At 62.6% G+C, this 26218-nt stretch carries 23 protein-coding genes; 6 read left to right on the plus strand and 17 right to left on the minus strand.

Features of this window, described 5'->3' with window-relative positions; all coding sequences use genetic code 11:
• Window positions 1–355: 355 nt before the first annotated feature.
• The 10 genes from O4G74_RS03475 to O4G74_RS03520 all read right to left on the minus strand — a co-directional run bounded on the left by O4G74_RS03475 (window position 356) and on the right by O4G74_RS03520 (window position 13064).
• Window positions 356–622 (minus strand): hypothetical protein, encoded by a 267-nt coding sequence (locus O4G74_RS03475; protein WP_269401271.1) that lies wholly within the window; start codon window positions 620–622, stop codon window positions 356–358.
• A gap of 84 nt (window positions 623–706) precedes the next feature.
• Window positions 707–1498 carry an SDR family NAD(P)-dependent oxidoreductase gene (locus O4G74_RS03480; protein WP_269401272.1) on the minus strand — a complete coding sequence of 264 codons (792 nt, stop codon included), beginning with the start codon at window positions 1496–1498 and terminating at the stop codon, window positions 707–709.
• A 663-nt stretch (window positions 1499–2161) separates the two neighbouring features.
• Window positions 2162–2659, minus strand: coding sequence for a hypothetical protein (locus tag O4G74_RS03485; RefSeq protein ID WP_269401273.1), 498 nt, complete (start codon window positions 2657–2659; stop codon window positions 2162–2164).
• Between the two features lie 71 nt (window positions 2660–2730).
• Window positions 2731–3084, minus strand: a complete 354-nt coding sequence (gene trxA / locus O4G74_RS03490; RefSeq protein ID WP_267896085.1) for a thioredoxin — start codon at window positions 3082–3084, stop codon at window positions 2731–2733.
• A gap of 18 nt (window positions 3085–3102) precedes the next feature.
• On the minus strand, window positions 3103–6612 hold the full coding sequence (gene addA, locus O4G74_RS03495) for a double-strand break repair helicase AddA (RefSeq protein WP_269401274.1): 3510 nt from the start codon (window positions 6610–6612) through the stop codon (window positions 3103–3105).
• Window positions 6605–9685 carry a double-strand break repair protein AddB gene (addB, locus tag O4G74_RS03500; RefSeq protein WP_269401275.1) on the minus strand — a complete coding sequence of 1027 codons (3081 nt, stop codon included), beginning with the start codon at window positions 9683–9685 and terminating at the stop codon, window positions 6605–6607. The genes addA and addB overlap by 8 nt, the downstream gene beginning before the upstream one ends.
• Window positions 9682–10404, minus strand: coding sequence for a nucleotidyltransferase family protein (locus O4G74_RS03505; protein WP_269401276.1), 723 nt, complete (start codon window positions 10402–10404; stop codon window positions 9682–9684). The genes addB and O4G74_RS03505 overlap by 4 nt, the downstream gene beginning before the upstream one ends.
• A complete protein-coding gene (locus O4G74_RS03510; RefSeq protein WP_269401277.1) occupies window positions 10404–11501 on the minus strand; it encodes an aminoglycoside phosphotransferase family protein in 1098 nt (365 codons plus the stop codon). The genes O4G74_RS03505 and O4G74_RS03510 overlap by 1 nt, the downstream gene beginning before the upstream one ends.
• Window positions 11491–11946, minus strand: a complete 456-nt coding sequence (gene tsaE / locus O4G74_RS03515; RefSeq protein ID WP_269401278.1) for a tRNA (adenosine(37)-N6)-threonylcarbamoyltransferase complex ATPase subunit type 1 TsaE — start codon at window positions 11944–11946, stop codon at window positions 11491–11493. The genes O4G74_RS03510 and tsaE overlap by 11 nt, the downstream gene beginning before the upstream one ends.
• A complete protein-coding gene (locus O4G74_RS03520; RefSeq protein WP_269401279.1) occupies window positions 11946–13064 on the minus strand; it encodes a cystathionine gamma-lyase in 1119 nt (372 codons plus the stop codon). The genes tsaE and O4G74_RS03520 overlap by 1 nt, the downstream gene beginning before the upstream one ends.
• A gap of 201 nt (window positions 13065–13265) precedes the next feature.
• On the opposite strand from O4G74_RS03520, the gene O4G74_RS03525 reads away from it, so the two are divergent.
• The 4 genes from O4G74_RS03525 to O4G74_RS03540 are packed head-to-tail and all read left to right on the plus strand — an operon-like array spanning window position 13266 to window position 15949.
• Window positions 13266–14501, plus strand: coding sequence for an NAD(P)/FAD-dependent oxidoreductase (locus O4G74_RS03525; RefSeq protein ID WP_419715364.1), 1236 nt, complete (start codon window positions 13266–13268; stop codon window positions 14499–14501).
• Window positions 14502–14517: 16 nt separating this feature from the next.
• Complete coding sequence (locus O4G74_RS03530; RefSeq protein WP_269401281.1) at window positions 14518–14838, plus strand: 2Fe-2S iron-sulfur cluster-binding protein; 321 nt, start codon at window positions 14518–14520, stop codon at window positions 14836–14838.
• Between the two features lie 9 nt (window positions 14839–14847).
• The gene (locus tag O4G74_RS03535; protein WP_269401282.1) at window positions 14848–15633 is read left to right on the plus strand and encodes a thioesterase family protein; all 786 of its coding nucleotides are present in this window, start codon (window positions 14848–14850) and stop codon (window positions 15631–15633) included.
• A 55-nt stretch (window positions 15634–15688) separates the two neighbouring features.
• Window positions 15689–15949, plus strand: a complete 261-nt coding sequence (locus tag O4G74_RS03540; RefSeq protein ID WP_269401283.1) for a hypothetical protein — start codon at window positions 15689–15691, stop codon at window positions 15947–15949.
• Here O4G74_RS03540 and O4G74_RS03545 read toward each other — a convergent pair.
• Both O4G74_RS03545 and O4G74_RS03550 read right to left on the minus strand, forming a co-directional pair.
• Window positions 15946–16491 (minus strand): hypothetical protein, encoded by a 546-nt coding sequence (locus O4G74_RS03545; RefSeq protein WP_269401284.1) that lies wholly within the window; start codon window positions 16489–16491, stop codon window positions 15946–15948. The genes O4G74_RS03540 and O4G74_RS03545 overlap by 4 nt on opposite strands.
• A gap of 109 nt (window positions 16492–16600) precedes the next feature.
• Window positions 16601–17008, minus strand: a complete 408-nt coding sequence (locus tag O4G74_RS03550; protein ID WP_269401285.1) for a F0F1 ATP synthase subunit epsilon — start codon at window positions 17006–17008, stop codon at window positions 16601–16603.
• A gap of 158 nt (window positions 17009–17166) precedes the next feature.
• Between O4G74_RS03550 and O4G74_RS03555 the strand changes: the two genes are divergently transcribed.
• Window positions 17167–17958 (plus strand): enoyl-CoA hydratase/isomerase family protein, encoded by a 792-nt coding sequence (locus O4G74_RS03555; protein ID WP_269401286.1) that lies wholly within the window; start codon window positions 17167–17169, stop codon window positions 17956–17958.
• A 78-nt stretch (window positions 17959–18036) separates the two neighbouring features.
• On the opposite strand, the gene atpD is transcribed toward O4G74_RS03555, so the two are convergent.
• From atpD to O4G74_RS03580, 5 genes are all read right to left on the minus strand, one after another.
• On the minus strand, window positions 18037–19833 hold the full coding sequence (gene atpD, locus O4G74_RS03560; protein ID WP_269401287.1) for a F0F1 ATP synthase subunit beta: 1797 nt from the start codon (window positions 19831–19833) through the stop codon (window positions 18037–18039).
• 12 nt (window positions 19834–19845) lie between these two features.
• Window positions 19846–20730 (minus strand): F0F1 ATP synthase subunit gamma, encoded by an 885-nt coding sequence (locus tag O4G74_RS03565; RefSeq protein ID WP_269401288.1) that lies wholly within the window; start codon window positions 20728–20730, stop codon window positions 19846–19848.
• A gap of 26 nt (window positions 20731–20756) precedes the next feature.
• Window positions 20757–22292: a F0F1 ATP synthase subunit alpha gene (gene atpA, locus O4G74_RS03570; protein WP_119379176.1), complete on the minus strand. Its 1536-nt coding sequence runs from the start codon at window positions 22290–22292 to the stop codon at window positions 20757–20759.
• A 7-nt stretch (window positions 22293–22299) separates the two neighbouring features.
• On the minus strand, window positions 22300–22860 hold the full coding sequence (atpH, locus tag O4G74_RS03575; protein WP_269401289.1) for an ATP synthase F1 subunit delta: 561 nt from the start codon (window positions 22858–22860) through the stop codon (window positions 22300–22302).
• A gap of 169 nt (window positions 22861–23029) precedes the next feature.
• Complete coding sequence (locus tag O4G74_RS03580; protein ID WP_269401290.1) at window positions 23030–25198, minus strand: primosomal protein N'; 2169 nt, start codon at window positions 25196–25198, stop codon at window positions 23030–23032.
• Between the two features lie 106 nt (window positions 25199–25304).
• Here O4G74_RS03580 and O4G74_RS03585 point away from each other — a divergent pair, with 106 nt between their 5' ends.
• A complete protein-coding gene (locus O4G74_RS03585; RefSeq protein WP_269401291.1) occupies window positions 25305–26201 on the plus strand; it encodes a tyrosine recombinase XerC in 897 nt (298 codons plus the stop codon).
• Window positions 26202–26218 lie beyond the last annotated feature (17 nt).

The following is a 26218-nucleotide window of genomic DNA, read 5'->3' on the forward strand; positions in this document are numbered from 1 at the left end:
CGTTCGGAGCTAGGCCAAGCTTTTGCCGACTTGCCAGATCCATCCGAATTATACCTTTTTGGTTTGAGGGCGCTCCTCGGGCGACTGCGAAAATTTTTCTGCCGCCGTTTGCTCTGATACTCACGACCTGCCCGGCTTTCGTGCCTGGCCGATGAGACTGATGAACCCGAACCATGTCTTCGAATACATCTTCTAAGTCTAACTCTGACACTCTTAATTTGACCAATGAATCTCTCCCAAGAAGCGATTTGTTTATCCCTCAAGCATTCCTAATCGTGAGGCCGCAATCGACCGGAATGTATCTGCGGCTTTTGCAGCGTGTGGCGGCCGAGCTTCTATAGGCGCCACAGGAGCGTTAGCCCTCTTCGACCTTCTTGCCTTCCTTGCGGGCTTTGAAGGCGATAATGGCGAGCGTGATAAGGACGGCGAGGACGGCCCACGCAACGGCTATCGCTATACTTAGCGGCAGGACAGTCGTCAGGAGGGATGGCCCGGTGCCTGTAAGAAACTCCGAATAGAGCGTGTAGAGGATCAGCGCGAGTTCCAGTGCGCCGACACCCCAGATGAAGACGGGCTGAAATATATCAGTGAACCGGGCTTCGAAGTCTTGCGGGAGTTTCATGTAAACAGCGTTATCCCAACCGCTTTACCCAAAGCAAGCGCGCGGGCAATTTTTCGTCCAGGGGGTCGGGAGAGCGCTTACCCCTCAAGCATTCTTGATCGTCAGACCGCCGTCGACCGGGATGTGGACGCCGTTCAGGAAGCTGGCCGCCGGGAGCACGACTGAGAGCGTCATGTTCGCGACTTCCTCTGGAATGCCGTAACGGCGCAGTGGCACGCGGCGCTTGGCGTAGATGGTCTTGTGCTCTTCCGGGATGCCGGAGGTGATGCCGGTGCGGATGGGGCCGGGGCAGATGCAGTTGACGGTGATGTCCATGTCGTCTTCGCGGCCAAGGTCGCACGCCAGGCCACGCGTGAGGCCGATGACGCCATGTTTGGCAGCGACGTAAGGCGAGTTGCCGGGGGTCGCGCCGACGCCTTCAGTGGAAGCGACGTTCACGATGCGGCCGAACTTTGCCTTGCGCATATAGGGGAGGGCCGCGCGGATGGCGCGCTGATGGCTGGTCAGCATGACATTGATGCTTGGGCCCCAGCTATCCTCATAGCTTTCTTCAGCGACATTGGCCGGGATGGCGAAACCTGCATTGTTGACGAGGATTTCGAGGCCGCCGAAATGCTCGGCGGCTTCCTTGACGACGCGCTTTATCGCCTCGCCGTCGCTGACATCCATGGCCCAGCCTTTGACGTTCTCGAAGCCGGCAGCCCTGATCTCTTCCACGACCTTGTCGACGGCGTCCTGCTTGAGGTCCGTCACGGCGACGTTCGCGCCTTCATGGGCAAAGAGGTGGGCGGTGGCCCGGCCCATGCCGGAGGCGGCGCCGGTGATGAGGGCGGTCTTGCCTTTGATCGAGCGGGAAAGCGGCTGGTACGGCTCCATGGGCGGGTCTCCTCCTGAGGTGTTTTTGTTGAGGAAGGCGTAGGGGCGGGGAGAGGTTTCGTACAGGGGTGACGTGTGGGGAAGGGTCGGCTTTAGCGACCACACTTACCTTTGCCGTCATCCCGGAATTTGCTTCAGCGAATATCCGGGACCCATGGCGGTTGAGACTGCGCTCACCTTGATGGGGCTGGGAAGTTGGCGATTGGCGGAAGGTCGGGACAATTACTCGCTTCAGTGCCTTCACCCCTGACCCCTCTCCCGCGATCGGGAGAGGGGGAGGACTTGTTTGAGAGGGGGACGCCCAGCCGCCATGGGTCCCGGATGGAGCCTTGCGGCTCTTCCGGGATGACGGAATTTGGGGGGGGGGGCAGGGTTTCAGCTGGCGTCACCCTCGACCGCGGAGCGGTCTGAGGGTTCATCTCCTGACCTTGGTGTTTGGGTGGGCGGAGGTGGCGGGAGGTGGGCTCCCAGATGAGCTGGCGCTCATCGGGAGTGACGCGGGACGAGGGGGGCGGGTGTCCGATCTTCTTTTCCGGGTCAAGGGTGAAATCCTACGGACGCAAAGCGCCCTTGACCCGGAAAAGAAGATCGAAAGAGGCTGGCTGTGGCCGAATGGCAGAGTGTGCCATTCGGCCTGAATGCAGCGAGTCGCTTGGTCGTGCGTCACTCGCCAGAATGCCAGAGAGCCTTTTCTGGTGTGCAACGCTCCCAGGGCTCTTCACTGAAGGCCCCACTTTGAAATCGGCTCCAGCGCTGGATAAATCGATCATTCGCGAAGCTCCATCGAGCGTGGGCGTTGAAATCAGCCAGCGGCTCGGCGTTGTCTTTACCCAGAAGCTGCAAGCCGAAATTCGTTGTGCGGCCGTCGCAGAAACCGGGGTTGAACCGGCGGTCCCACACTCGCGATTTTGCTTCGCTGATCGTGTCGTCGTCTAGCGTGCCGAGTAGAGCTAAACGGGCGCGACCGGTCGAGCAGTCCACCGCATACAGACAGGCATGCGCAGCAGGGACGTCATAGCGGTCGATGTAGCGAGAGATTTCTCGGCTCAGTTTCGCGCCGGACAGGCTCTGCCAGCTCCGGTACCGCCCGGCATAGTCAATTGCAAAGACTATGCTGATTGAAGCCACGATGATGATGACTGTCCAGAGGATTGCTTTCATTTTGCGCCTCACAAAAAAGCCCGCCACCTTTCGGTTGACGGGCTGTCTTGTGTCAGTCGAATGTGGCGCGTTTACGCGCTTTCCTTGATCCATTCGGCGATGCGTTGTTTGGACATCGCGCCAAGGTGGGTGGCGGTGACTTTGCCGTCCTTGAACATCATCAGGGTTGGCAGGCCGCGCACGCCGAATTTCGAGGCGGCGACGGGGTTTTCGTCGACATTGATCTTGGCGACTTTCACCTTGTCGGCCATTTCCTCGGCCACGGCTTCAAGGTGGGGGGACATCTGTTTACACGGTCCGCACCACTCGGCCCAGAAGTCGACCACGACCGGTTTGTCACCGGCTACGGCGTCTTCGAAATTGTCGTCTGTAATCGTTTCGGCGGCCATTTGTGCCTCCTTTGCTCGTTGTCTGCTCTTATAGATAGGAATTGTACGGATTCTTCAAAGGCGGCCAGCTAAACGCTCCAATGAGTTCTGCAATAAGCTGGCAGGCAGTTCGAAGAGGACGGGGCCGTCTGTATAGAGGAGGCCCGCGCGGACGGTGCGCTTTGGCCAGGTCTCTGACAGGATATGCGTATAGGCCGCCATCTGGGCGATATAGGAGGCGTCAACATCCTCCACCCGCGCCGGGGCGGGGCGGTCAGTCTTGTAGTCGATGATGAGGACTTCGGTGTCGCTGACGACGAGGCGGTCGACCCGGCCATTAATGAGGGTGGCACCTGAGGCAGTGTCGATTTCGCCAACGATAGCGGCTTCCGAGCGCCCGCCCGGGGCGAAGACGTGGCTGAAACTGTCATCGCTGAGCGTGCGGAGGGTGACGGCGAGGATTTCGGCGCGGGCGGTGTCATCCAGCTCTGCATGGCGGTCGAGCCAGGTGCGAGCGGCGGCCTCGCGCGCGTCTGGCGCGAGCTCTGGCAGGTATTGCAGCAGGGTGTGGATGAGCTTGCCGCGCTTGAGGGCAGCGGCGCGGGCCGGGCCGAAGGGTTTGGAGACGGGTGCTGTGTCCGTCAGCAGGCGGCTCGGCGCGCGGATGCGGGTGGTGGGGCCGGTGCCGGGGGCTTGCTGTTTCGTCCAGAGGGGGGCGGCAGGCGGGGCCGCGCTGGCGCCGCTATCTGGTGTGACGGCCGGCTGGACCTCGCCATAGGTGAGGGTCTCATCGGCGTCTGCGCCGTCGCCGCCTGTCAGCGACAGCATGCCCTGCCGGCAAAGCGCGTACCACGAAGTGTCGGTATAGCCTGCGCCAGATTTCGCACCATGATGGGCGCCCGCAATGATGAGGCGGTCCTCCGCGCGCGTGAGCGCGACATAGAGGAGGCGGCGGGACTCTCGGGCTTGCGCGGTCTGTCGGGCAAGGCGGCGGGCGGCGATGACCGGCGGGTCTTCGGCGGCGCGTTTGGAATAGACCGGGATGCCGCCTTCCAGCATGAACAGCCCGTTCGTGTCGGCTTTTTCTGCGCCAGTCGTGTCGGGCAGGATGACGATGGGGGCCTGCAGGCCCTTGGCACCGTGAACGGTCATCACGCGGATTTCGCCATTGGCCTCGGCAAGGTCACGCTTGAGCTGGCTGGTGTCGCTCTCAATCTCGGCGAGGAAGAGCTGGAGGCTGGCGGCCTCGCCCATGTCATAGCCGAGCGCGCGATCGATAAGGGCGCTTACCGGGTCGCGGGCAGGCTCTCCGAGGCGCTGGATGAGGCAGTCCCAGCCTGAGAGGCCGGCCTCGCGGCGCGTCGTGAGGGCACGGGAGAGGAAGTCGAACGCGGGCAGGTGGCGGTGGGCGAGGATGTCCTCGCAGAAGGCGCGGGCCGGGGCGAAGACAGGGTCGGTCGCAGCCTGCAGCCGCTCCCAGAGGCTCTCATTCTTTCGCTTATAGGCGAGCGGGAAGAGGTGGTTGTCGTCATCAATGAGGCCGCAGAAGGGCCCGCGCAGGATCTCCGCCAGGGTCAGGTCATCGGACGGGAAGAGGGCAAAGCGGATGAGGTTCAGGCAGTCCTGCACGCCGATATGGTCCAGCAGGACGAGCCGGTCTGCACCTGCAACGGGGAGGTTCTGATCCTTGAGGGCGCGGATCAGGGCGTTGAAGAGGGCGCCGCGTTTTCTGACGAGGATGAGGAAGTCTTCGGGGCGTGCGCCTTGCGGTTCGCCTTTGCGCCAGACAGGCTCACCCGCATCGACCATGCGGCGGATCTCGGCTGCCACCTTCTTGGCGAGTTTGTTCTTGGGCGAGCTCTCGCTGATGTGGTCGAGCGGGGCGTCCCACGGGTCGCCTTCTTCTTCCTCTGTGTGCGGTGTGATGGGCCAGAGATCGACGCGGCCGGTCTCATTGCTGCGTCTGGCGACATGGGTGAGCGTGTCGGCCTCATCGGGGGGCATGTCGGAGAAGGGGTCGCCTGCGAAACTCTCCTGATTGAACACCGCATCGACGAAGCCGAGGACTTCGGGCGTCGAGCGGAAGGACATGGTCATGTCTGGCAGGTTTGCCTGTCCGTGGCGGGACTCTTCGGCGCCGATGAAGGCCTGTTTCTCCTGCAGGAAACGTTCAGGGTCGGCGCCCTGGAAGGAGTAGATCGACTGTTTCTTGTCGCCGACGGTGAACTGGGTGCGCGGATCGACGGCGCGCTCGGCGCCCATGCCGGCGCGAAACTCAGTGACGAGGGCGTTGATCAGCACCCACTGGCTGGGGCTGGTGTCCTGCGCCTCATCGAGCAGGATGTGGTTGAGCCCGCCATCGAGCTTGTAGAGCACCCATTCGGCAATGCCGGGGGCGGTGAGGAGGCTCTTGGTGCGCTCGATCAGGTCATCGAAGTCGAGGGCGGCGCGGGCGCGTTTTCCGGCTGCGTAGCCGGAGAGGACCGGCAGGCCGATATCGATCAGCGCGGCGGTCGTCTCATAGGCGCGGCGGGCTTTCAGCCGCTCCAGCAGGTTGCGGATGCGGAAAGCTTCGCTGCCATCGCCATCCTTCAACTGGTAGAGGGCGGCGGCTTCGGCACAGAGGTCGCCGATCGCCTTGGTGTAAGGGTTGGATTTCCTCCAGTCGCCAGATTGGGTGAGGAAGAGGCTGCAATAGGTCTCAAACCGGTCTTCTGCGGGGCGGGTTGAGAGACAGTCGACCAGCTTGTCCATGAGGTCGGCGTCGGTCTTCTTCAGGCTGGTTTCGCCGGAGAGGATGGAGACAAGGGACTGGATGTCGGCGCGGGGGAGGTCGCAGCCCATTGCGTTCTCGACGAGCTCGGTTGCGCTTTCATTTGGGGCGTTGAGAGCCTGTTTGACCTCAGCCTTGAGTGCTTCGGGGTCGCGGCCGGTGAGGTCTGTGGCGACACTGCGCAGCGCCGAGAGGATGACCGATGCACCGAGACCGCCGCCCGCTTCGGAGAGGGCGGCGAGGGCGTTGGGATTGGTTTCGGCGGCGCGGAGAATCTCCTCACGCATGGCGTCGGTCCAGAGTTCATCGGCCTCGCGGTCTTCAATCTCGGTGAAGCCGGGCGAGACGCGCGCCTCAAGTGGAAACCGGCGGAGGATGCGCGCGCAGAAGGCGTGGATGGTCTCGATTCGGAGGCCGCCCGGTGTTTCGAGGGCCTGTGCGAACAGAGCGCGGGCGGCGTCGAGATCGCTGGCTTCATAGGTGTCCGCCGGGCGGTGCTCCAGGCGGGCAAGCTCGCCGCGAAGCTCCTCGTCATTGGCGACCGACCAGCTGCCTAGGGTGCGGAAGAGGCGGCCCAGCATCTCGTTCGCGGCGGCCTTGGTGTAGGTGACGCAGAGGATCGTGTCCGGCGGTGCGCCGGGACGTTCGCCATCGCGGCGAAGGAGGAGGCGGGCAACGCGGTCGATCAGGACTTTTGTCTTGCCGGAGCCTGCATGCGCTTCGACCCAGGCAGAGCGGTCCGGCAGGGCGGCATCGGCCTGCGCCTTCTGGGCGCGGGCATAGGGGGATGGAAAGTCGATCACATCAGTCATCGCCGCTCTCCGATATCCACTCATCGCGGCGCGCAAGGCGGGCATAGTCAGAGCCATAGGTCGCCCAGACGGGCCTTGGCATGCTGACATATGGGTGGGCCGGATCTGCAAAGCGCGTGACGAGCTGGGTCACGCCTGCGCGGGTTTCCTCGATAATTTCTTCGAGGGGTTTCTCAGGCATGGAACGTCCCGTACCATCCCCGATATTGCGGACAGCGAACTTCGAGCCGAAGCGGACATAGGTGAGCGCGGAGACGCTGTCGCTGCGAAGCTTGATGTCATCCTTCACGTCGAATCCGTCGCCGAGCGCGATAATGGCCGAGAGCGGCATTTGCGGGTTGAGGCCCGAGAGCACCTGCTTTTCAGATGGCGGATCGCCTGTCTTGAAGTCGAGAATGGCGATGGAACCGTTCTGGTGGCGCTCCACCCGGTCAGCATTGGCCGTTACGGTGAAGCGGCCCTCAGGCATGGCGGGGGCGGTGAGGTCTGTCTGGCCGGAGATTTCGGTGTGGACGCGCCCCGCGATGAGGTGAAGGCGGCCTGCGCGCCAGTCGAGATATTCTGCGGCGACTTTCTTGCGGACGGACACACCGCCGAGGATGATCTCTTCAAGCTCCCCAGCGCTGCGAAGTTCATCTTCGATCAGCGCGATGAGGCTGTCAGCTGATTTTTCGACGCCCTCTTCCTCAAACTTTTCTAGGGCCGCGTGGATGGCGGTGCCGCGCGGGCGAGCATCGACTGGCATGTCGAGCGGGTCGAGCGGATAGAGGCCGAGCACCTGCTGGGCGTAGATCTTGTAAGGGTCGCGGATGAGATCCTCGATCCGGGTGACCGAAAGTTTTCCGGGCCGCGCCTCAAGCGCCGGGGTGGGACGAGGCTCCGACGTGTAGGCCTCCGGGAGGGCAGGGGCTTCGCGCAACGAGGTGAGCCAGTTGCGCGGATCAGCGCCTTCTGACGGTTCAAGAACGCGCGCCGCCTCCTCCTCACCGAGGGCGCCGCGCGCGAGCGTGGTCAGCCGCCAGATCCAGCGCGAGGCGACCGCAGGGGCGTCATCACGGCGCCGGGCGCTGATCAGCGTGACATTCGGCGCAGCCGCCATCTGCGCAAAGTCGTGCGCCGAGAGGCCGATACGCTCATCGGGGTCGGTAAGACCCAGCCGCTTGCGAAAATTGCGCGGCAGGAAGGCGTCTGGCGGCGGCTGTTTTGGCCAGACATCCTCATTGAGGCCAGCAAGGATGAGCCGGTCAGCGCTTTGCAGACGGGCTTCGAGCGGGCCCCAGATGGCAAGGCGTGGGTGATCGCCGCCGGCATCGCGGACGCTAATGGTCTGACAGTAGGACTTGAACAGCTCTGCCCAGATCTCGGTAGCGGCAGGCTCAAGGCTGTCGCAGATGTCAGCGAAGTCGCGCATCGCGGTGGAGAGCGCTGCGCCATCTTCGCCAGCCCAGGGCAGCGGCGCGTCACCAAGGTCTGCCATGAGGTCACTGACGGCTTCGAGAAAGCGGCGACCGGAAATCGCCTCGCCATCCGGGCCAAGCCCTGCGCTGGCGAGCCTCTGCTGGAGGTCAGCGACGATGCGGTGAGACGGGACGGCAAATCGGGGTTCTGGCCGCCCGCGCAGCTCTGCCTGATGACGCGCTTCCTTATCCAGCCGGTCGATATGAGTCTCAAGGCCACTGAAATCTTCCCACCGACGCGGACCGCGCAGGACGTAGCGTTCCAGCGTGTCGAGGTCTTCGGTTGGCGTGACCTGCCTGTGCTTCAGCACGGCCAGCATGAGCGCCGGGTGGGTCGGGTCGCTCGCCCAGTCCATGGTGAGGGCGGCGAGGCTGCCGGACCGGGTTTGCAGGAGCGGCGTGCCGCCGGACGGCGCCAGATCGACGCCCCAATGCTTCATCAGGGAGGAGACGCGCCGGGCAAGGCCCGCATCTGGCGTCACAAGGGCGGCGGTTTCACCTTCGCGCTCCAGCGTCTCCCGCAGGAGCAGCGCGGCGCACCAGGCCTCATCCTGCTCATCGGCGGCTTCGAGCAGGGTGAGGCCAGAAAAGCCGTCGCGGGCGAAGTCGGCGCGGGATCGGGCGCCTGCAAGTTCATCCAGCCGGGTCAGCCAGCCCGCAGTTTCGCTGGCCGGGGCGAGTGCTTCGTGGATCAGGGCACGGCGGGCGCGGGCTTCATTGCTGTCTTTCAGGCCCGGCCAGGGCGCGACTTCGTCGGGAAGATAGCCGAGCCGGTCCAACGTGCGGGCGAGCGCGGCCTGAGGGTGGCTCGGCGTCTCCACGATCTGATCCATGGAGGCGCGGGTGAGGTCGCGGTCCAGCCCTGGCAGAACGATGAGGGCGCGCGGCAAATGGAGAGCTGCCGTCATCAGCGCGAAAGCGGAAGGGTCGGCGCCGGTGGAGCCTGCGATAATGACATCGCCGCGCGGTGGCCGATCGCGCCAGCTTGCCGCGGTTGCTTCAGCCGCGGCGAGGCGGCGGGCATAGGGGTCCATGCGCTGCTGGTCTTCGAGGCTGGCGGGCCAGGCCTGCGTGATGATCTTCAGGAAGTCGACCGATTGCTGCCAGTGGATGGCGAGCTGGCGCTCTTCCACCAGCGTATCGAGAAGGTCCCAGTTGATGCCGCCACTGAGCGCGGCCTGATCGAGCAGGCGGGCCAGCTCGCCAGCGGCCGCGAGGGCGGAAGCGGGCGGGACGGGCGTGCCCTGTTTTTCGTAATAGGCAGAGACGAGTCGCGAGAGCTGGCCGAGGCGTTCTGCGCCGGATAGGGCAGGCGGCAGGTCCGCAAGGGCCGACTCGACGCCGGGGGGCGGCTCGTCATTCTCAAGGTCACCGAGTGGGCGGATCTCCGGCATGAGAAGAGTCTTCACACCTGCCGCGCGATAGATGGCGAGGGCCAGCGCGCGGGCCGACCGGCGGTTGGGCACATAGATGAGATCGTCTGCCAGCGCGTCGGGATGAGCGGCGACGTCTTTCTCCGCGACCAGCGCGCGGGCAAGCTCGTTCAGGAAATTTGCGCCTGGCGGAATGGTTCGAAGGCGCGGCGCGTCATCGCCAAAAAGCCTCGCGCCACTCATGCGCCGAAGCACCTCAGCCACATTTCGGCATCCCCGAGGGATTTCGGATCACCGACATGGAGCCAGAAGCGGTCAAGCGGCAGGCCGTGCATACGCTTTTTCTCAAGCAGGCCAGACCAGACGCGGAAGGCCGAGAAAGGCTCTGCCGGGTACGCGGCATAGTGGGCGGGCTTTGCTATACGCAGCCCCGCATAGGCCCAGGCCGCTGAGGGGTCATCGCCGCGATGGGTGATCAGGCCGTCATCTGAGAGGTGAAAGTCGCCCTCGCCGGAAAAGCCGAGGCATCGTTCGCGGTCAGCCAGCAGCAGGATTTCGTCGGCGTTTGCCGGATCGTATGCATCCGCCAGCGCCTTGAGCGGCGCGCTGTCGCCCGGCGCCCAGAATGCGTCGGTGTTCACGACGAAAATCGGGTCTTCGCCGAGCAGGCTGGCGGCTTTCGAGATGGCACCGCCTGTCTCCAGAACTTCCTCGCGCTCGTCGGAGAAGACGACGTCGACCCCGCCAATGCCGCGCGAGTGGGCCTCCACCTGATCGGCGCACCAGTGCGTGTTCACGACGAGGCGCTTTACGCCTGCCTCGATCAATGGCTCGATCTGGCGGTCCATGAGGCGTTTGCCTGCGACCTCGATCAGCGGTTTTGCTGTGGTGTCGGTCAGCGGACGCATGCGCGTGCCAAGGCCTGCGGCGAGGATCATGGCGGTGTGGGGGATGGTGGCCATCAGGCCTCCTCAAAGATGAAGGGGGCGGTATCGGCGACGAACGCGGCCATGCCAGCGGCGGCTGGGTGTTCGAGATTGCGGGCCAGAAGCTGTTTCTGGCGCGGCAGGAAGAGCTTGTAGCGGGCCTTGCCGTCGCGCTCGATCAGGCGGGCGAAAATGCCGACGATGCGCAGCGCATTGAGTGTGCCGATAATGGCGAGGCGTTCGAGGAAGTCCGCCTCTGCCTTGCCGGTCCTGTCGAGATAGGTGCGGATGGCGGCTGATTGTGCGGCCGGAGAGACCGGGCGGCGGGCGTCCTGCACCAGCATGGCCATGTCCCAGGCGTCCCAGCCGACAACGGCGTCCTGAAAGTCGAGCAGGCCGACACGGGCGCGGCCATCCCGCTCAGGGAGCCAGATCAGGTTTTCGGCGTGATAGTCGCGCAAGGTGAGCTCTCGCGGGAAGGCCTGCGCGCGCTCTATCAGGGCAGCGAGTTCGCTTTCCCAGCGCGCATGGTCCGCGTCCGAGAGAGACATGCGCGGGTCGAATTTCGGGTACCAGTTGGCAAACAGGCTGGCATTCACATTGAGCGCCAGCGTGTCGAAATCGAGGATCGGCCATGTCCGCTCGAGCGCGGAGAGCTCTTTCGGGATATCGAGCGCGTGGAGGTCTGCGAGTGCGCCCGCGGCGGCAGTGTAAAGCTCCACCTCGTCGGCGCCCTTCTCAATGAGGCGCGCGAATTCTTTCTGGCTGCCGAAATCCTCGATCACGGCAAGGCCGAGGGCGGCGTCGCCTGCGAGCACTTCGGGCGCGCTGAAGCCATTGGTGCGCAGCCAGCCCCCAATGGCGGCGAAGGCTTCGACGCGGGAGGCGGCAAGACGAGACTGCTTGTTCCAGCCGCCTGCAAGGCGTTCCTCGTCGCTCATATCCGGCGTGCACGGATCATCCTCGACCAGCGGGGCGTCCATGAGGAGGGCGGCCTCTCCATCGGTGCGTGACAGGCGGCCATAGCGGCGCGTCGAGGCGTCGGCATTCAGCCAGTCGAGACGCGCATCGGCCCAGCCGGCGCGGGTGAGAAAGGCCTCGATCTCGGCCTGCCTGTCTGCGTCAAATCCCATGGAGCCGAGACTGCCAGTCTTCGCCATGCGGTTCCAGCCTTGCTGTGCGACCTTCGGCGGTTTGTTCGAGGGTGAGGTCTAGCCGCCAGACGGGGAGGTGCTCGCCTGCCTTGAGCGGCCATTCGATGAGCGCGAGGCCGCCTGCGGTTTCATCCCAACCAAGCTCTGTCACCTCGCCGGGGTCTTCTATCCGGTAGAGGTCGAAATGGTAGATGGTGAGGCCGTGCGCGTCATAGGTCTGGACCAGTGTATAGGTCGGGCTGGGCACTTCTGTCGGGCTGCCGCGCAGGGCAGAGATGAGCGCGCGGGAGAAGGTGGTCTTGCCCGCGCCAAGCCCGCCATGAAGGGCGATGACATCGCCTGCTTTCAGGTGCGGGGCGAGGCGGGCGGCAAGGCGCGCGGTTGCGGCCTCATCAGCGAGGTGTAGTTCCAGACTGTCGGCCATCAGAGGGTGTCCAGTGTCTGACTGACGGCGGTCAGCAGGGCATCGGTCGGCTCACAGCCTGCAGACAGGCGGACATAGCCCGGCGCGACATCATCCCCCCAACGAGCGCGGCGTTCTCCGCTGGTCTGGATTCCGCCAAAGCTGGTCGCGTGGAATATGGCCGGGCAGTCATCGATGAAGCGTTCTGCGGTCTCTTCGCTCTTGAAGGTCGCGCCGAGGACGAAGCCCGGGCGGACCATCTGTATGGTGGCGATGGCATATGACGGATCGGTTTCGAGGCCGGGAAAGCGGACGGCGGACGCTGCGGTGTGGCCTTGCAGGAGGCGGGCGAGGGCGTCGGCATTGGCGCACATGCGTTCCAAACGAAGCTCCAGCGTCATAAGGCCGCGATAGGCGAGGTAGGCTTCGGCGGGCCCGGGGGTCGCGCCTGAGAGCTTACGCCACTGGCGCACGCGCTCGATCAGGGTCTCATCCTTTGAGGCGACATGGCCGAAGAGGACATCTGAGTGACCTGCGAGGGCCTTGGTGTCTGAAGCAACCACCATGTCGGCGCCGAGCGCGAGCGGGTCCTGCAGGAGCGGGGTCGCCGTTGTGTTATCGACGCAGACTTTTGCGTGGGCAGCATGCGCGCGCTCACAGATCACCTTGATGTCGCAAACGTCGAGGCCCGGGTTGGACGGGGTTTCAAGCCAGACAAGGTCAAGGCCTGAAGGGTCGTAGTCGTCCATCTGCCGCGTCGGGACGAGGACCGGCTCTACGCCGTGCTGGCGCAGGAAATCCTCGATGAGGACACGGACGGTGTAATAGCCGTCAGATGGCAGAAGGACGCGCGCGCCGGGGCCTGCGAGCGCCATCAGGGCGGCGGTGACGGCGGCCATGCCGCTTGGAAAGCAGATGGTGGGCGCATCTTCGAGCGCACCGATCGCGTCTTCAATGACCTGCCAGCCCGGATTGTCGAAACGGCCATAGGGGAAGGGGTGATCCGGCGCGCCGGGCAGGGCGTATTTCGCAGCATTGATGATGGGCGGGGCGAGGGGCTCACCCTTGGCAACCTTGCGGGCGCGGCCATGCAGCATGTCGAGGACACGGCGTATCGTCTGGTCAGCTTTGGTGGACATGGTTCGGACTCCGGTGCCTGCGACGTTGACCAAGCGATAGCGTGACCGAAAGCCCTCTTCAAATAGGTTTGCAGCTTGGTCTAGAAGAGTGTCGGAAAATGAGGCATCGCGGCGAAGGATCGAGAATGTCCGCTATGGCTTGAAAATTCGTGACGCCTGCGTCATGAATGCGCGGACCAAGGGAGGAGAACAGGTTTGGACCTGTCGACAGCAAAGAATATTGTGGTCATTGGCGGCGGTCAGGCTGGCGCGCAAGCGGTTCAGTCGCTGCGCCAGTTTGGCTATGAAGGCGCGATCACGCTCGTCGGTGACGAAGCTGCGCTGCCTTATCAGCGCCCGCCTCTCTCCAAGGCCTATATGAAGGGCGAACTCGCCGAGGACCGGCTCTATTTCAAGCCGGCTGCCTGGTATGAAGACAACAAGGTCGAGACGCTGCTTTCCCAGCGCGTTAAAAAGATTGACCGGGCCAACCGTCAGGTCCTGCTTCAGCATGGCGGGCATCTCGATTATGACGCGGTAATCATCGCGACCGGCTCGCGGCCTCGTCCGCTACCGGTTGAGGGCGCTGACCTTGAGAATGTTTTCGAGCTGCGCGGCCTCTCCGATGTTGAGCATATTCAGCCGAAGATGATCTCAGGCCAGAAGCTGGTCATCGTTGGTGCGGGCTATATCGGCCTCGAAGCGGCCGCCGTGGCGCGCCAGCTGGGCCTTGAAGTGACTGTGCTGGAAATGGAACAACGCGCACTCGCCCGTGTCACCAGCCCGGTCATCAGTTCCTTCTATGAAGCACTTCACATGGAGCACGGCGTCGATGTGCGCTGCGGTGCGCGTCTCGGGAGCCTGAAGGGCAAGGATGGCAAGCTGACCCATGCGGTGCTTGCGTCCGGTGAGGAAATCGAAGCGGACATGGTGCTCGCGGGGATTGGCATTATCCCCAATGTCGAACTTGCTGAAGATGCGGGCCTGCCCTGCAAGAATGGCATCATCGTCGACGAAGACGCCCGCACCAGTGACCCCCGGATCTTTGCCGCGGGTGACTGCACCGTGCGCCCGCTGGCGCACTATGCGCGTACAGGGCGGCTTGAGAGCGTTCACAATGCGATCGAGCAGGGAAAGCTCGCCGCGGCCGCCATCATGGGCAAACCGCGCCCCGCGCTGGACTGCCCGTGGTTCTGGTCTGACCAGTACAACATCAAGCTACAGATCGCTGGTCTGTCGCAAGGCTATGACGAGATCGTCGTGCGCGGCGATGTCGAGGCGAAAAAATTTGCGGCCTTCTACAAGAAGAATGGCCGCCTCATTGCAGTGGATGCCATCAACAGCCCGCCGGAATTCATTGCATCGAAACGACTGATCATGTCTGGTGCATCCGTTGCGTCAGAGACGCTTGCAGATACATCCATCAGCATGAAGGAAATCGCGGCCGCGGCCGCCTGAGGAGACAGGAAATATCATGCCGACCATTACCTATATCGATCACGACGGAACCGAGCGCCCAATCGAGGCCAAGAACGGTGAGACCGTGATGGAAACCGCCATCAAGAATTCTGTCCCCGGCATCGATGCCGATTGCGGCGGTGCCTGTGCGTGCGCAACCTGCCACGTCTATGTCGATGAATCCTTCATGGACAAGGTTGGCCAGCCGGAAGAGATGGAACAGTCCATGCTCGATTTCGCAGAGAACGTTCAGGCCAATTCGCGTCTGTCCTGCCAGATCCAGGTTTCCGACGATCTGGACGGCCTGCGTGTCACCACGCCGGAAAGCCAGCACTAGGCGTTCGTTGTGCAATACAGTGAGCTGATTGCCGGGCTGCAACGCGGTCAGGCAGGGCGCATCGAAGCGACCATCCCTGAAGACTGGATGCAGGGCCGCACGACTTATGGCGGACTGACGGCTGCGCTTTGTCTGGAAGCGGCGCTGGAGCTTGTTCCGGACATGCCAGTGCGGTCGGCGCAGGTTGCCTTTGTCGGACCGGTCGGCGGGAAAGTTGTCATCTCGCCGACGATCCTTCGGCGCGGTAAATCGTCGGCTTTCGTCAACGCTGATCTTGTCAGTGAAGATGGCGTGATGGCCCGCTGTATCTTTACCTTCGGCGCCAAGCGCCCGTCGCAGATCAATCAGGCGTCAATTGAGCCGCCTGACGTCGACGGCCCGGAAGCTTACCAGTCGTTTTTCGGCTCGGGCCGGCGACCGCATTTTGCGCATAATTTCAATGTCAGGCTCGCCAAGGGCCAGCCACCGGTCAGCGGCGCAGAGCGCGGCGATATCTGTCTCTGGCTGCGGCATAAGGATGAAGGTGCGCTGTATAACGCAACGACGCTCCTGTCGCTTGCGGATGCGCCGCCGCCAGCGGCCATGTCCATGATGGTCGAGCCGGGGCCAATCAGTTCCATGACCTGGATGGCGGAATTCCTGTCTGACGAGATCACGACCACAGATGGCTGGTTTCTCGTCCATCATGAGGCACAGGCGACACGTGACGGCTATTCCAGCCAGGCCATGAGGCTGTGGAGTGCAGATGGCGAACCGCTGATGATCGGTCGCCAGACGATTGCGGTGTTCGCCTGATTGAGACGTTCGCGATGCCTGGGAAACCAGGCACTGCTTCAAACGTCTAGTCAGAATGGCGCAGTCCGAAACACGGCTTTACCTTATTTATCTTCGCGGTGCCCGCGAAGCGTTGAACCCTCGCGAGTTCGCGGGTCTGCGCCAGCTTGATGAGGGGCTTTACCTGCTACGGTCGGACGCTAGTCGCTCCAAGGTGTATCACGCCATAAAATATGCCGCCCTGCCCGACAGCCTGCTCGTTGCGCCTCTGGAAGACGCACCGAAATTCAAGGGAATGCGGGACGGCGCCCTGAAATGGCTTCGCGCAAACAGCTAGCTGCCTGGCGTTACGATCGCCGCGACTTTTGTGTAGGTCCGGCCGTCCGGGGTCTGTGCTTCAGAAGGGCCTGAGAACTCAATCGCTGTACCTTGACCCGACACAAGGCGGCGCCCGCCATCGGCCGAAGCCTCCGCGTCACGGAAACCGCTCGCTTTGGCAGCGTTGATGGCAACCTCGAGTGTCGTCTCTGCAGGCAGTCCAACGGCCACAACCTCACAACGATCATAAGGGTCGAGTTGCATCTGGACGAGACCTTCTGCGAGCTGCCAGACGGGAAGCGTGTCGCTCGACACGACCGGGATCTTGTTATCATCGATCATCCGGATACGGGTGGCGCCCTTGACCTCGAAATCAGCAAAGCCCTGTTTGCCTTCAATGGCGGGCGCACAATGTGCGGTTACCGCATCTGCGAAGGCCTTGAAGCCCGCGCTTTCGTCGATATAGGCGCTGTCCTTGTAGAAGGCGCGCTCTTCTTGCGAGACGCAGGCGCTGGCGACTAAGGCAGTGCCTGCGATGAGAGCGAGGTGTCTGGCATTCATTTTCTTGTCTCCCCGTGTGTCGGGAGAGCATGACACAGGATGTCCAGATACACAAAGACCGCCCGTTTCGGGGCGGCCCTGATAAAGCTGGTGACAGACGTCGGCGTTGCTAGTTGACGACGGCTGATTTGAGATCGCTGAGATAGTCGACCTGGGCCTTCAGCGTTGCGGCGTGTGGGCCTTCCTTGCCTTCAGCGGCAAGTTTGTTTCTGGCGTCTTCAAGCTCTGCGTCGACCTTGGCTGCGTCGACGGTCGAGAGATCCACGGCTTCTTCGGCGAGGATGGTGAGGCCGGCTGGCGTCACATCGGCGAAGCCGCCGCGCACGAACAGGCGCATCCGGGTCGTGTCATTCTCAAGAACGCGGACGACGCCGTTCTTCAGTGTCGTCATGAAAGGCGCGTGGTTCACGAGCACGCCGAACTCACCCTCCGTACCGGGTGCGATCACGTGATCGACCTCGCCGGAGAAAAGCTCCTTGGCGGGAGAGACGAGGGAGAAGTGAAGTTTGCTGGCCATCGAACGAGATTTCCAAGTTTCTTTGCTGTGGTCTCCAATACTGATTAGGGCGCTAATGTCTACCGGGACCTGCTGTCGCAAGGCCAAACAGGCTGAAATTGCAGCACACTGCGCGGCTGTTTAGACAGTGTGGGAACAGTTTTCCAGGGAGGAAGGGAATGGCTGAGCTGGTGACGGTAAAAATAGAGGGACGCAGCGCGATTGTCAGTTTCGACACAGGCGGCCGCGCCAATGCCCTTTCCCAGCGCCTGATGCGTGAGCTTACTGCCGCAGCGCTCCATTTCCATGATGCGCCGGAGATATCCACGGTCATCCTGACGGGCCGTACGGACGTGTTCACGATGGGCGCCGACCTGAAAGACCCTGAAAGGCAGGACCCGGCAGAAATACCTCTAAGCCAGCGCCGAATCATGCAGCGTGCAGGACCCCGCCTTTGCGAGGCATGGGAAAAGATCGATGCGCTGACCATTTGCGCGATTGAAGGCTGGTGCATTGGCGGTGGCATGGCGCTTATGGCATCGCTGGATTTGCGCGTGGCGTCTGAGGCGGCCCGGTTCTACGTGCCGGAGGTCGAGCGCGGCATGAATATGAGCTGGGGCTCGATCCCCCGCTTCGTCGCGCTTGTAGGACCGGCGCGGACCAAGCGGCTTGCAGCGCTTTGTGAGAAGGTGGATGCGAGGACCGCCGAGGCGTGGGGGCTGGTGGATTATGTGGCGCCGCCTGAAGGCGCCCTGAAACGGGCAAAGGCATTGGCGGCTGATGCGGGCAGGCTGCCGCCGACCGCGCTCAAGATGGTCAAGCACGATGTGAATGTCGCCGCATACGCGCTGACGCGCGCCACTGGCCATCGGGACCTGGAGAGTTTCCTGCTGATGCAGGAGTCAGACGACTTCCGCGAGGGTGTAGCGTCGTTTCTGGAAGGACGCGCTCCGAGGTTCACTGGAGACTAAAGCGAAAGGCATCCCTGAAAGGAAACAGCCGCATCGTTTCCGATGCGGCTGCTGAATTAATCCGGTTGAGGAAACGCCTTACGCGTCTGCCATCATCTTTTCGGCTTTCTTCATGGCCTGGTCCATGCCGCCAACCATGTAGAAGGCTTGCTCTGGCAGGTGGTCATAGTCGCCAGCGATGAGGCCCTTGAAGCCCTTGATCGTTTCTTCGAGCTTGACCTGCTCACCAGGCGAACCGGTGAAGACTTCTGCAACGTCAAATGGCTGTGACAGGAAGCGTTCGACCTTACGGGCGCGGGCCACGACCAGTTTGTCTTCTTCAGACAGTTCGTCCATGCCGAGGATGGCGATGATGTCCTGAAGTTCCTTGTAACGCTGCAGGATTTCCTGAACGCCGCGGGCAACATTGTAGTGCTCTTCGCCGACGACCATCGGGTCGAGAATACGGGACGTGGAGTCGAGCGGGTCGACAGCCGGATAGATGCCTTTTTCCGAGATGGCGCGGTTCAGAACCGTGGTTGCGTCAAGGTGGGCGAACGAGGTGGCTGGTGCAGGGTCGGTAAGGTCGTCAGCCGGGACGTAGATGGCCTGGACCGAGGTGATCGAGCCCTTGTTGGTGGAGGTAATACGCTCTTGCAGGGCGCCCATGTCGGTGGCCAGCGTTGGCTGGTAACCCACAGCGGACGGGATGCGGCCGAGAAGTGCGGACACCTCGGAGCCTGCCTGCGTGAAGCGGAAGATGTTGTCGACGAAGAACAGAACATCCTTGCCTTCCTGGTCGCGGAAATACTCGGCCTGTGCGAGGCCGGTCAGTGCGACGCGGGCACGGGCGCCAGGAGGCTCGTTCATCTGGCCGTAGACCAGGGTCACGCGGCTGTCGCCTTCGAGGTTGATCACGTTGGATTCGATCATCTCGTAATAGAGATCGTTACCTTCGCGCGTCCGCTCGCCGACGCCTGCGAACACAGAGTAACCGCCGAACAGCTTAGCGATGTTGTTGATCAGTTCCTGGATAAGAACGGTCTTGCCTACGCCTGCGCCACCGAAGAGGCCGATCTTGCCGCCTTTTGCGTATGGGCAAAGAAGGTCGATGACCTTGATACCGGTGACGAGGATCTCGGCCTCGGTGGACTGGTCGACGAATTCAGGCGCTGGCGCGTGGATCGGGGCGCGCTGCTTGGTTTCGACCGGGCCGCGCTCGTCGATCGGCTCGCCGATGACGTTCATGATACGACCAAGCGTTTCAGGACCAACCGGCACGCGGATCGGTTCACCAAGGTCTTTCACCGGGTGACCGCGAACGAGGCCTTCGGTGGAGTCCATTGCAATGGTGCGGACCGTGTTCTCACCGAGGTGCTGGGCGACCTCGAGGACGAGGCGGTTGCCGTTATTGTCGGTTTCCAGAGCGTTCAGGATGTCTGGAAGGTGGCCGTCGAACTCAACGTCGACGACAGCGCCGATAACCTGTGAAATCTTGCCTGTTGCGGCGGATGCAGAGCTGCTCATGGAAGGCGTCTCCTTGGGAGCGGATGTCGTTTTGGTCTTTGTTGAAGCTGGCTTTTTGGTTGCCGCCGGCTTAGGGGCAGTATCCTTTTTCGCTGCCGCGGCGATGGCCGGAGCAACATCTGACACCTTGATACCGCGGCGCTCGCTTGCCTGTGCAGGCTTGCAGACGCCGCAATCGCGGGTGTCCTTCTGGCCGAGAGACTGTGCGGTCGTCTCTGCCTCGGCATAGGTCTTGAACGGCCCATGCCACTTGTCATCGTCATTGGTCTGGTCGCCGCCGACACCCTGGCCGTGATTGCAGTACCGGCAATCGGCCGCGTGCACTCGTGCGCGCTTGTTCGAAAAGTGTTCGTAGACCCAGAAATTCATCGTTTCGTCCCCTTAGAGGGCCTCCGCACCGGAGATGATCTCGATCAGCTCCTTGGTGATCTGGGCCTGACGCGCCCGGTTATATTCCATCGACAGATCGTCGATCATTTCACCGGCATTGCGGGTCGCATTGTCCATCGCGGTCATGCGGGCCGCCTGTTCACCTGCGCCGCTTTCCAGCATGGCGGAGATGATCTGGGTGTTGATGTAGCGCGGCAGGAGCGTCTCGAGGATCTCTTCCTGTGACGGCTCATAGATATAGGTCGCGCCCTTGAGGTCGATCGTCTCGGCGTTTTCCGGGGCCTGCGCAGGAATGAGCTGCTGGGCGACTGGCACCTGGCTGAGCACGTTCTTGAACTGGCTGTAGACGAGGGTGGCGACGTCGAACTCACCGGACTCAAAGCGGCCCGTGATTTCCTTGCCAAGGCCGATACCGGCCTCGGAATAGTCGTTACCCTTGACCTCAGATAGATCGAGGTGGCCGACGAACAGCTCGCTATATTCGCGCTTCAGCTGCTCACGGCCCTTCTTGCCGACCGTCAGGATCTTGACGGTCTTTCCGGCACCGGCGAGCTCGGCGATCAGGCGGCGGGCTTCTTTCACCACATAGGTGTTGAAGCCGCCGGCGAGGCCGCGCTCAGACGTGAGGACGACGACCAGATGGGTCTGGTCGCTGCCTGTGCCGGACAGAAGTTTCGGGCCGCTGGAGCCTTCGCCCATGGAGCCTGCAAGGTTGGCCACGACGCTGGCCATACGCTGGGCGTATGGGCGCGAGGCGGCCGCAGCATCCTGGGCACGCTTCAGCTTGGCCGCTGCAACCATCTGCATGGCCTTGGTGATCTTCCGCGTGGATTTCACGCTGTTGATCCGGTTTTTCAGATCCTTGAGGCTGGGCATCGCTCAGCTCCTGATAGCGTGGCGTCTTAGGCGAACGACTTGGTGAAGTCTTCGAGGGTCGATTTGATCTCGGCTTCGATCTCGTCGGTCAGCGCCTTGTCCTTGCGGATCTTGGCGAGGAGGTCCTTCTTGGCACCGCGCAGGTGGGCAAGAAGCTCCTTCTCGAAGCGCGTCACGTCACGGACAGGCACCTGGTCAAGATAGCCGCGGGTACCGGCATAGATCACAACGACCTGCTCTTCCATCTGCAGCGGCGAGAATTGCGGCTGCTTGAGGAGCTCGGTCAGGCGCTCACCACGGCCCAGAAGGCGCTGGGTTGCGGCATCGAGGTCGGAACCGAACTTCGCGAAGGCGGCCATCTCGCGGTACTGTGCGAGTTCGCCCTTCATCGAGCCAGCAACCTTCTTCATCGCCTTGGTCTGTGCGGCAGAACCCACACGCGACACCGAGAGACCAACGTTCACGGCCGGACGGATACCAGAGTTGAAGAGGTCGGTCTCGAGGAAGATCTGACCATCGGTAATCGAGATGACGTTTGTCGGAATGTAGGCCGACACATCGTTCGCCTGGGTCTCAATGATCGGCAGGGCGGTCAGCGAACCGGAACCGTAGTCCTCGTTCAACTTGGCTGCGCGCTCGAGCAGGCGGGAGTGAAGGTAGAAAACGTCGCCCGGATAGGCTTCGCGGCCCGGTGGGCGGCGAAGAAGCAGGGACATCTGACGGTAAGCAACAGCCTGCTTGGACAGGTCATCATAGATGATGAGGGCGTGCATGCCATTGTCGCGGAACCACTCGCCGATCGTGCAGCCAGTGAACGGTGCAAGGTACTGGAGCGGTGCAGGCTCGGAAGCCGTCGCGGTCACGATGACGGTGTAGTCGAGGGCGCCGCGCTCTTCGAGCGTCTTGACGACCTGGGCAACCGTGGAGCGCTTCTGGCCGATGGCGACATAGACGCAGAACAGCTTCTCGCTGTCGTCTTTCGCCGCATCGTTGGTCTGCTTTTGGTTCAGGATGGTGTCGATACAGATCGCGGTCTTGCCGGTCTGACGGTCACCAATGATCAGCTCGCGCTGGCCGCGGCCAACCGGGATCATGGCGTCGATGGCCTTGAGACCGGTCATCATCGGCTCGTGGACCGATTTACGCGGAAGAATGCCAGGGGCTTTCACGTCGACGCGGTTACGGTCTGCGACGTCTGCGATCGGGCCTTTGCCGTCGATCGGCTCACCCAGCGGGTTCACGACGCGGCCAAGAAGCCCCTTGCCGACAGGTGCAGCAACAATCTCGTTCAGGCGCTTTACGTTGTCGCCTTCCTTGATGCCGCGGTCATCGCCGAAGATCACGACGCCAACATTGTCAGCTTCAAGGTTCAGGGCCATGCCCTTTACGCCGCCGTCGAATTCGACGGTTTCACCGGCTTGTACGTTATCGAGTCCATAGACGCGGGCGATACCGTCACCGACGGACAGAACCTGTCCAACGTCGGAGACCTCAGCCTCGACACCAAAGTTTTCGATCTGGGATTTCAGGATGCCTGAAATTTCTGCAGCGCTGATGTCCATCGAGCCTCTAAGCTCCCTTCATGGCGGTGTTCATACGTTCAAGTTTCGAGGCGACGCTCGCATCGACAAGAGTGGAGCCGACACGCAGCTGGATGCCGCCGATAAGGGCTGGAACCACTTCTGTCTCAAGTTCGACGTCGCTGCCTACAGCCTTTGCCAGTATGGCTTCAAGCTTCTGGCGCTGTTCTGCGGTCATTTCTTCCGCGGTCCGGGCGACAGCCCGCTTCACGCCGCGATGCTTTGCATAAAGCTCGTCAAAATGGCTGGCAGCGCCGGTAATGTCGCTGGACCGGCCATTCGTCGCCATCGTGGCAAGAAAGTTCGACACGAGCCTGGACAGCTTTGCAGCACTGGCCAGCGCCTGAAGCGCTTTGGCCTTGTCCTCGCGCGCGAAGGCAGGCGATTCAAGAAGACGGCGAAGGTCTTCACTGTCTGCGGCCATTGCGGTGAGGCTCTTCAGGTCGGAATCGACCGTTGCGAGTTCGCCTTTATCATTAGCGAGATCGAACAGAGCACTCGCATAGCGGCGCGCAGTTTCATTAGCATGGGAGGCGGAAGATGCGGCCAAGACCTTGGATTCCGTCTGTTGGCGGGCGGATGCCCGGAAGTGAAACATAAGGGTTCGGGCCGACGAGCGATGCCCCGACCCAATACTTGTGAGGGCGCTTAGCACTTCGTTTCGGCACTGACAACGTGGCTGCAGCGGTTGAATTGCGACCGATTGGCACGCGGGCTGTCTACAGGAAGGAATAGGGATCGATATCTGCTGAGATTCTCACAGGGTTTGGGAGCTTCAGCCCCTTTAACCATGCCGCCATGTAAGCCGAGAGATCGACGTCGCGCGGGCTGGTGATGAGAAAGCGGATGCGGTGACGCCCGCGAAGCAGGGAAATCGGGGCAGGGGCCGGGCCATAGACCGTGACGCCTTCACCGTTCGGCGCGGCGGCGCCCGTCAGGCGGCCTGCTTCTTCGATGAGTTGCGGTGTTGGCGCTGAGAGGACGAGTGCAGCCATGCGCCCGAAAGGTGGGAGCATAAGCTCGGCACGAACATCCCGTTCGATCTGCAGGAAGCCATCGCGGTCGCCAGCTGCTAGCGCGATCATGGCGGGGTTTTCTGGGCCATAGGTCTGGATGAGGGCGCGGCCCGGGCGTTCGGCGCGGCCTGCGCGGCCTGCGACCTGGCTGAGGAGCTGATAGGTGCGCTCGCCTGCACGAAGGTCGCCGCCTTTCATGCCGCTATCGGCATCGACGACGCCGACAAGAGTAAGGTTCGGGAAATTGTGACCCTTGGCGACAATCTGGGTGCCGATCAGCACATCGATCTCTCCGCCAGCCATGCGGTCGACAATGCCGCGCGTTTCTTCGCCGGAGCGGGCCGTGTCGGAGGAAAAAATCTCGACCCGCGCCTGCGGCAGCAGCACACGGACTTCCTCTGCGACACGTTCCACGCCGGGGCCGACGCCCATGAGCGAATCCTTCGCCCCGCACATCGGGCAGGCTTCCGGCTTTGGCATTGACCAGCCCGTGAGGTGGCAGACGAGCCGATTGGTATAGCGGTGCTCTGTCAGCCAGCTTTCGGTGCCGGGGCTTTTCAGCCGCTCACCGCACGCCTTGCAGATGACGAGGGGGGCGTAGCCGCGCCGGTTTAGAAAAAGGAGGCCCTGCTCGCCCGCTTCAAACGTAGAGACAAGCGCGTTTGAAAGCGTTGGCGACAGCCAGTTGCCTTTTTCCGGCGGGTCCAGGCGCAGGTCGACAAGCTCAATGTCTGGCAGGCGGGCAGCGCCGGGCCGGGCCGAGAGCCGGAGGCGTTTATAGCGGCCAGCTTCGGCATTCACCATTGTTTCCAGTGCCGGGGTGGCGGAAGCCAGAACGATGGCGGCATCCTCGAGCTTGGCGCGCATCACGGCCATGTCGCGGGCATGATAGGTGACGCCGTCTTCCTGCTTGAAGGATGTGTCGTGTTCTTCATCGACGATGACGAGTTTGAGGTTCCTGAAGGGCAGGAAAAGCGCCGAGCGTGCGCCGATGACAATCCGGGCGCGGCCATGCGCCGTCTCGCGCCAGGTGCGGCGGCGTTCTGCGTCGGAAAGGCCTGAATGCCAGGGCGCGGGCGGCGCGCCGAAGCGGTCCTCAAAGCGGGCCAGCACGGCCTGCGTCAGGGCGATTTCAGGCAGGAGGACGAGGACCTGCGCATCATCGGCCTTCTGCAGCGCTTCGGCGATGGCTTCGAAATAGACCTCTGTCTTGCCGGACCCGGTTATGCCGTCGAGAAGGAAAGGCTGGAAGCCGCCCTTTGCGATGGCGCGGCGCAGCTCATCGCCTGCCGTCTTCTGTTCGGCCGTCAGGTGTTCGCCGCATTCAAAGCGGGTGGGCTGAAGGTAGGGCAGGTCTGTCTCAACCTCACGTGCTTCAAGCGAGCCGATATCGACGAGACCTTTCACCACGCCGGGGGAGACGCCCGCCTGTCTGGCCAGTTCTGCAGCGCTGGTCGGGCCAGCTTCGCGCGCAGCGTCGAGCACTTTGACCCGCGCTTCGGTCATCCGGTTCGAGCGGTATCCGGTTGGCTCATACACAGTTGCGGTGGGCGAAGGTTTCAGACCGCCTCGCGCGCGCAGCACCATGGCGAGCACATGGCCGGGATGGGCCACATTATAGCGCGCGGCGAAGCTCACGAATTTGCGCATCGGCTCTGGCATGGCCGGGACGGGGTAGACATCGATGACGGGTTTGAGGTCGCGCGTGTCGTCCTCGGCGCGAGTCTTCACCGCCCAGACCACGCCGGTCCGCTCAATCTTGCCGAGCGGCGCGCGCACATAGCTGCCGGGCTCAACATACATGCCATCGGGAATGGCATAATCGAACGGTTCGGGCAGGGGCAGAGGGAAGAGGATGCTCGCGATCTTCATTGCCAAACGGTTTAGTGTCAGCGCGTCGCCTCGTCACCCGCCCGCTTCATGCAAGTGTGTGCCCTCTCAACATCTCCTTAACCACGGGGGCGGAGACTCAGGTCTTATGGAAATCCTCTCAGCCTTTCTCGACCATGTTTCCCGTGAGCGGCGCCTCGCAGACAATACGGTCGAGGCGTATGGCCACGATCTTCGAAGCTTTTTCGCCTTTCTGGACGATCATCTGGGCGAGCCGGTCGCCATCAAGGCGTTCAGGCACCTGCATGCGAGCGACATCCGCGCCTTTCTGGCGAAACGTCGCCGCGAGGGCCTTTCGGATACGTCGGTTGCGCGGGTCCTGTCGGCCATCAAGACCTTCTTTCACTGGCTGGACGACCATCATGGCATCGACAATCCGGAGATCGCCTTTCTAAAAGGGCCAAAACGCCAATCGCGATTGCCGCGCCCTGTGTCTGTGGCAGCGGCCCGCGACATGATTGAGACCGCAGAGGCGACGGCAGAGGAGCCTTGGGTGGCCGCGCGCGATGCAGCCGTGCTGACGCTTCTTTACGGGGCGGGCCTTCGTATTTCAGAAGCGCTGGGCCTGCACGGGGGTATGGTGCCCGCGCCGGAGCGCCTGCGAATCGTCGGCAAAGGTGGCAAGATCCGCCTGGTGCCGCTGATCCCGGCGGTGCGCAGTGCGATCAATGAATATGCGCGTCTTTGCCCCTACAGGCTGACCGGTGAGACACCGCTTTTCTATGGTGTTCGCGGCAAACGGCTTCAGCCTGCGATCATGCAGCGGGGGGTGCAGGTGCTACGCGGCGCGCTTGGCCTGCCAGAGACCGCAACGCCGCATGCCCTGCGCCATGCCTTTGCGACACACCTGCTTTCAGCGGGCGCGGATTTGCGCGCGATCCAGACGCTTCTCGGGCATGCGAGCCTGTCGACGACACAGGTCTATACAGGTGTCGATTCAGAGCGTTTGCGCGCCGTTCACGCGGGCGCGCACCCCCGCGGCTGAAACCATCTGGCCTCAGG

Origin of the sequence: Henriciella marina (assembly GCF_027213945.1) — a bacterium.
Classification (GTDB): Bacteria; Pseudomonadota; Alphaproteobacteria; order Caulobacterales; family Hyphomonadaceae; genus Henriciella; species Henriciella marina_A.

Coding starts and splice junctions, on each gene's coding strand:
- O4G74_RS03475 (WP_269401271.1), bottom strand. CDS start 622: ATGAAACTCCCGCAAGACTTCGAAGCCCGGTTCACTGATATATTTCAG.
- O4G74_RS03480 (WP_269401272.1), bottom strand. CDS start 1,498: ATGGAGCCGTACCAGCCGCTTTCCCGCTCGATCAAAGGCAAGACCGCC.
- O4G74_RS03485 (WP_269401273.1), bottom strand. CDS start 2,659: ATGAAAGCAATCCTCTGGACAGTCATCATCATCGTGGCTTCAATCAGC.
- addA (WP_269401274.1), bottom strand. CDS start 6,612: ATGACTGATGTGATCGACTTTCCATCCCCCTATGCCCGCGCCCAGAAG.
- addB (WP_269401275.1), bottom strand. CDS start 9,685: ATGAGTGGCGCGAGGCTTTTTGGCGATGACGCGCCGCGCCTTCGAACC.
- O4G74_RS03505 (WP_269401276.1), bottom strand. CDS start 10,404: ATGGCCACCATCCCCCACACCGCCATGATCCTCGCCGCAGGCCTTGGC.
- O4G74_RS03510 (WP_269401277.1), bottom strand. CDS start 11,501: ATGGGATTTGACGCAGACAGGCAGGCCGAGATCGAGGCCTTTCTCACC.
- tsaE (WP_269401278.1), bottom strand. CDS start 11,946: ATGGCCGACAGTCTGGAACTACACCTCGCTGATGAGGCCGCAACCGCG.
- O4G74_RS03520 (WP_269401279.1), bottom strand. CDS start 13,064: ATGTCCACCAAAGCTGACCAGACGATACGCCGTGTCCTCGACATGCTG.
- O4G74_RS03530 (WP_269401281.1), top strand. CDS start 14,518: ATGCCGACCATTACCTATATCGATCACGACGGAACCGAGCGCCCAATC.
- O4G74_RS03540 (WP_269401283.1), top strand. CDS start 15,689: ATGGCGCAGTCCGAAACACGGCTTTACCTTATTTATCTTCGCGGTGCC.
- O4G74_RS03545 (WP_269401284.1), bottom strand. CDS start 16,491: ATGAATGCCAGACACCTCGCTCTCATCGCAGGCACTGCCTTAGTCGCC.
- O4G74_RS03550 (WP_269401285.1), bottom strand. CDS start 17,008: ATGGCCAGCAAACTTCACTTCTCCCTCGTCTCTCCCGCCAAGGAGCTT.
- O4G74_RS03555 (WP_269401286.1), top strand. CDS start 17,167: ATGGCTGAGCTGGTGACGGTAAAAATAGAGGGACGCAGCGCGATTGTC.
- atpD (WP_269401287.1), bottom strand. CDS start 19,833: ATGAATTTCTGGGTCTACGAACACTTTTCGAACAAGCGCGCACGAGTG.
- O4G74_RS03565 (WP_269401288.1), bottom strand. CDS start 20,730: ATGCCCAGCCTCAAGGATCTGAAAAACCGGATCAACAGCGTGAAATCC.
- atpA (WP_119379176.1), bottom strand. CDS start 22,292: ATGGACATCAGCGCTGCAGAAATTTCAGGCATCCTGAAATCCCAGATC.
- O4G74_RS03580 (WP_269401290.1), bottom strand. CDS start 25,198: ATGAAGATCGCGAGCATCCTCTTCCCTCTGCCCCTGCCCGAACCGTTC.
- O4G74_RS03585 (WP_269401291.1), top strand. CDS start 25,305: ATGGAAATCCTCTCAGCCTTTCTCGACCATGTTTCCCGTGAGCGGCGC.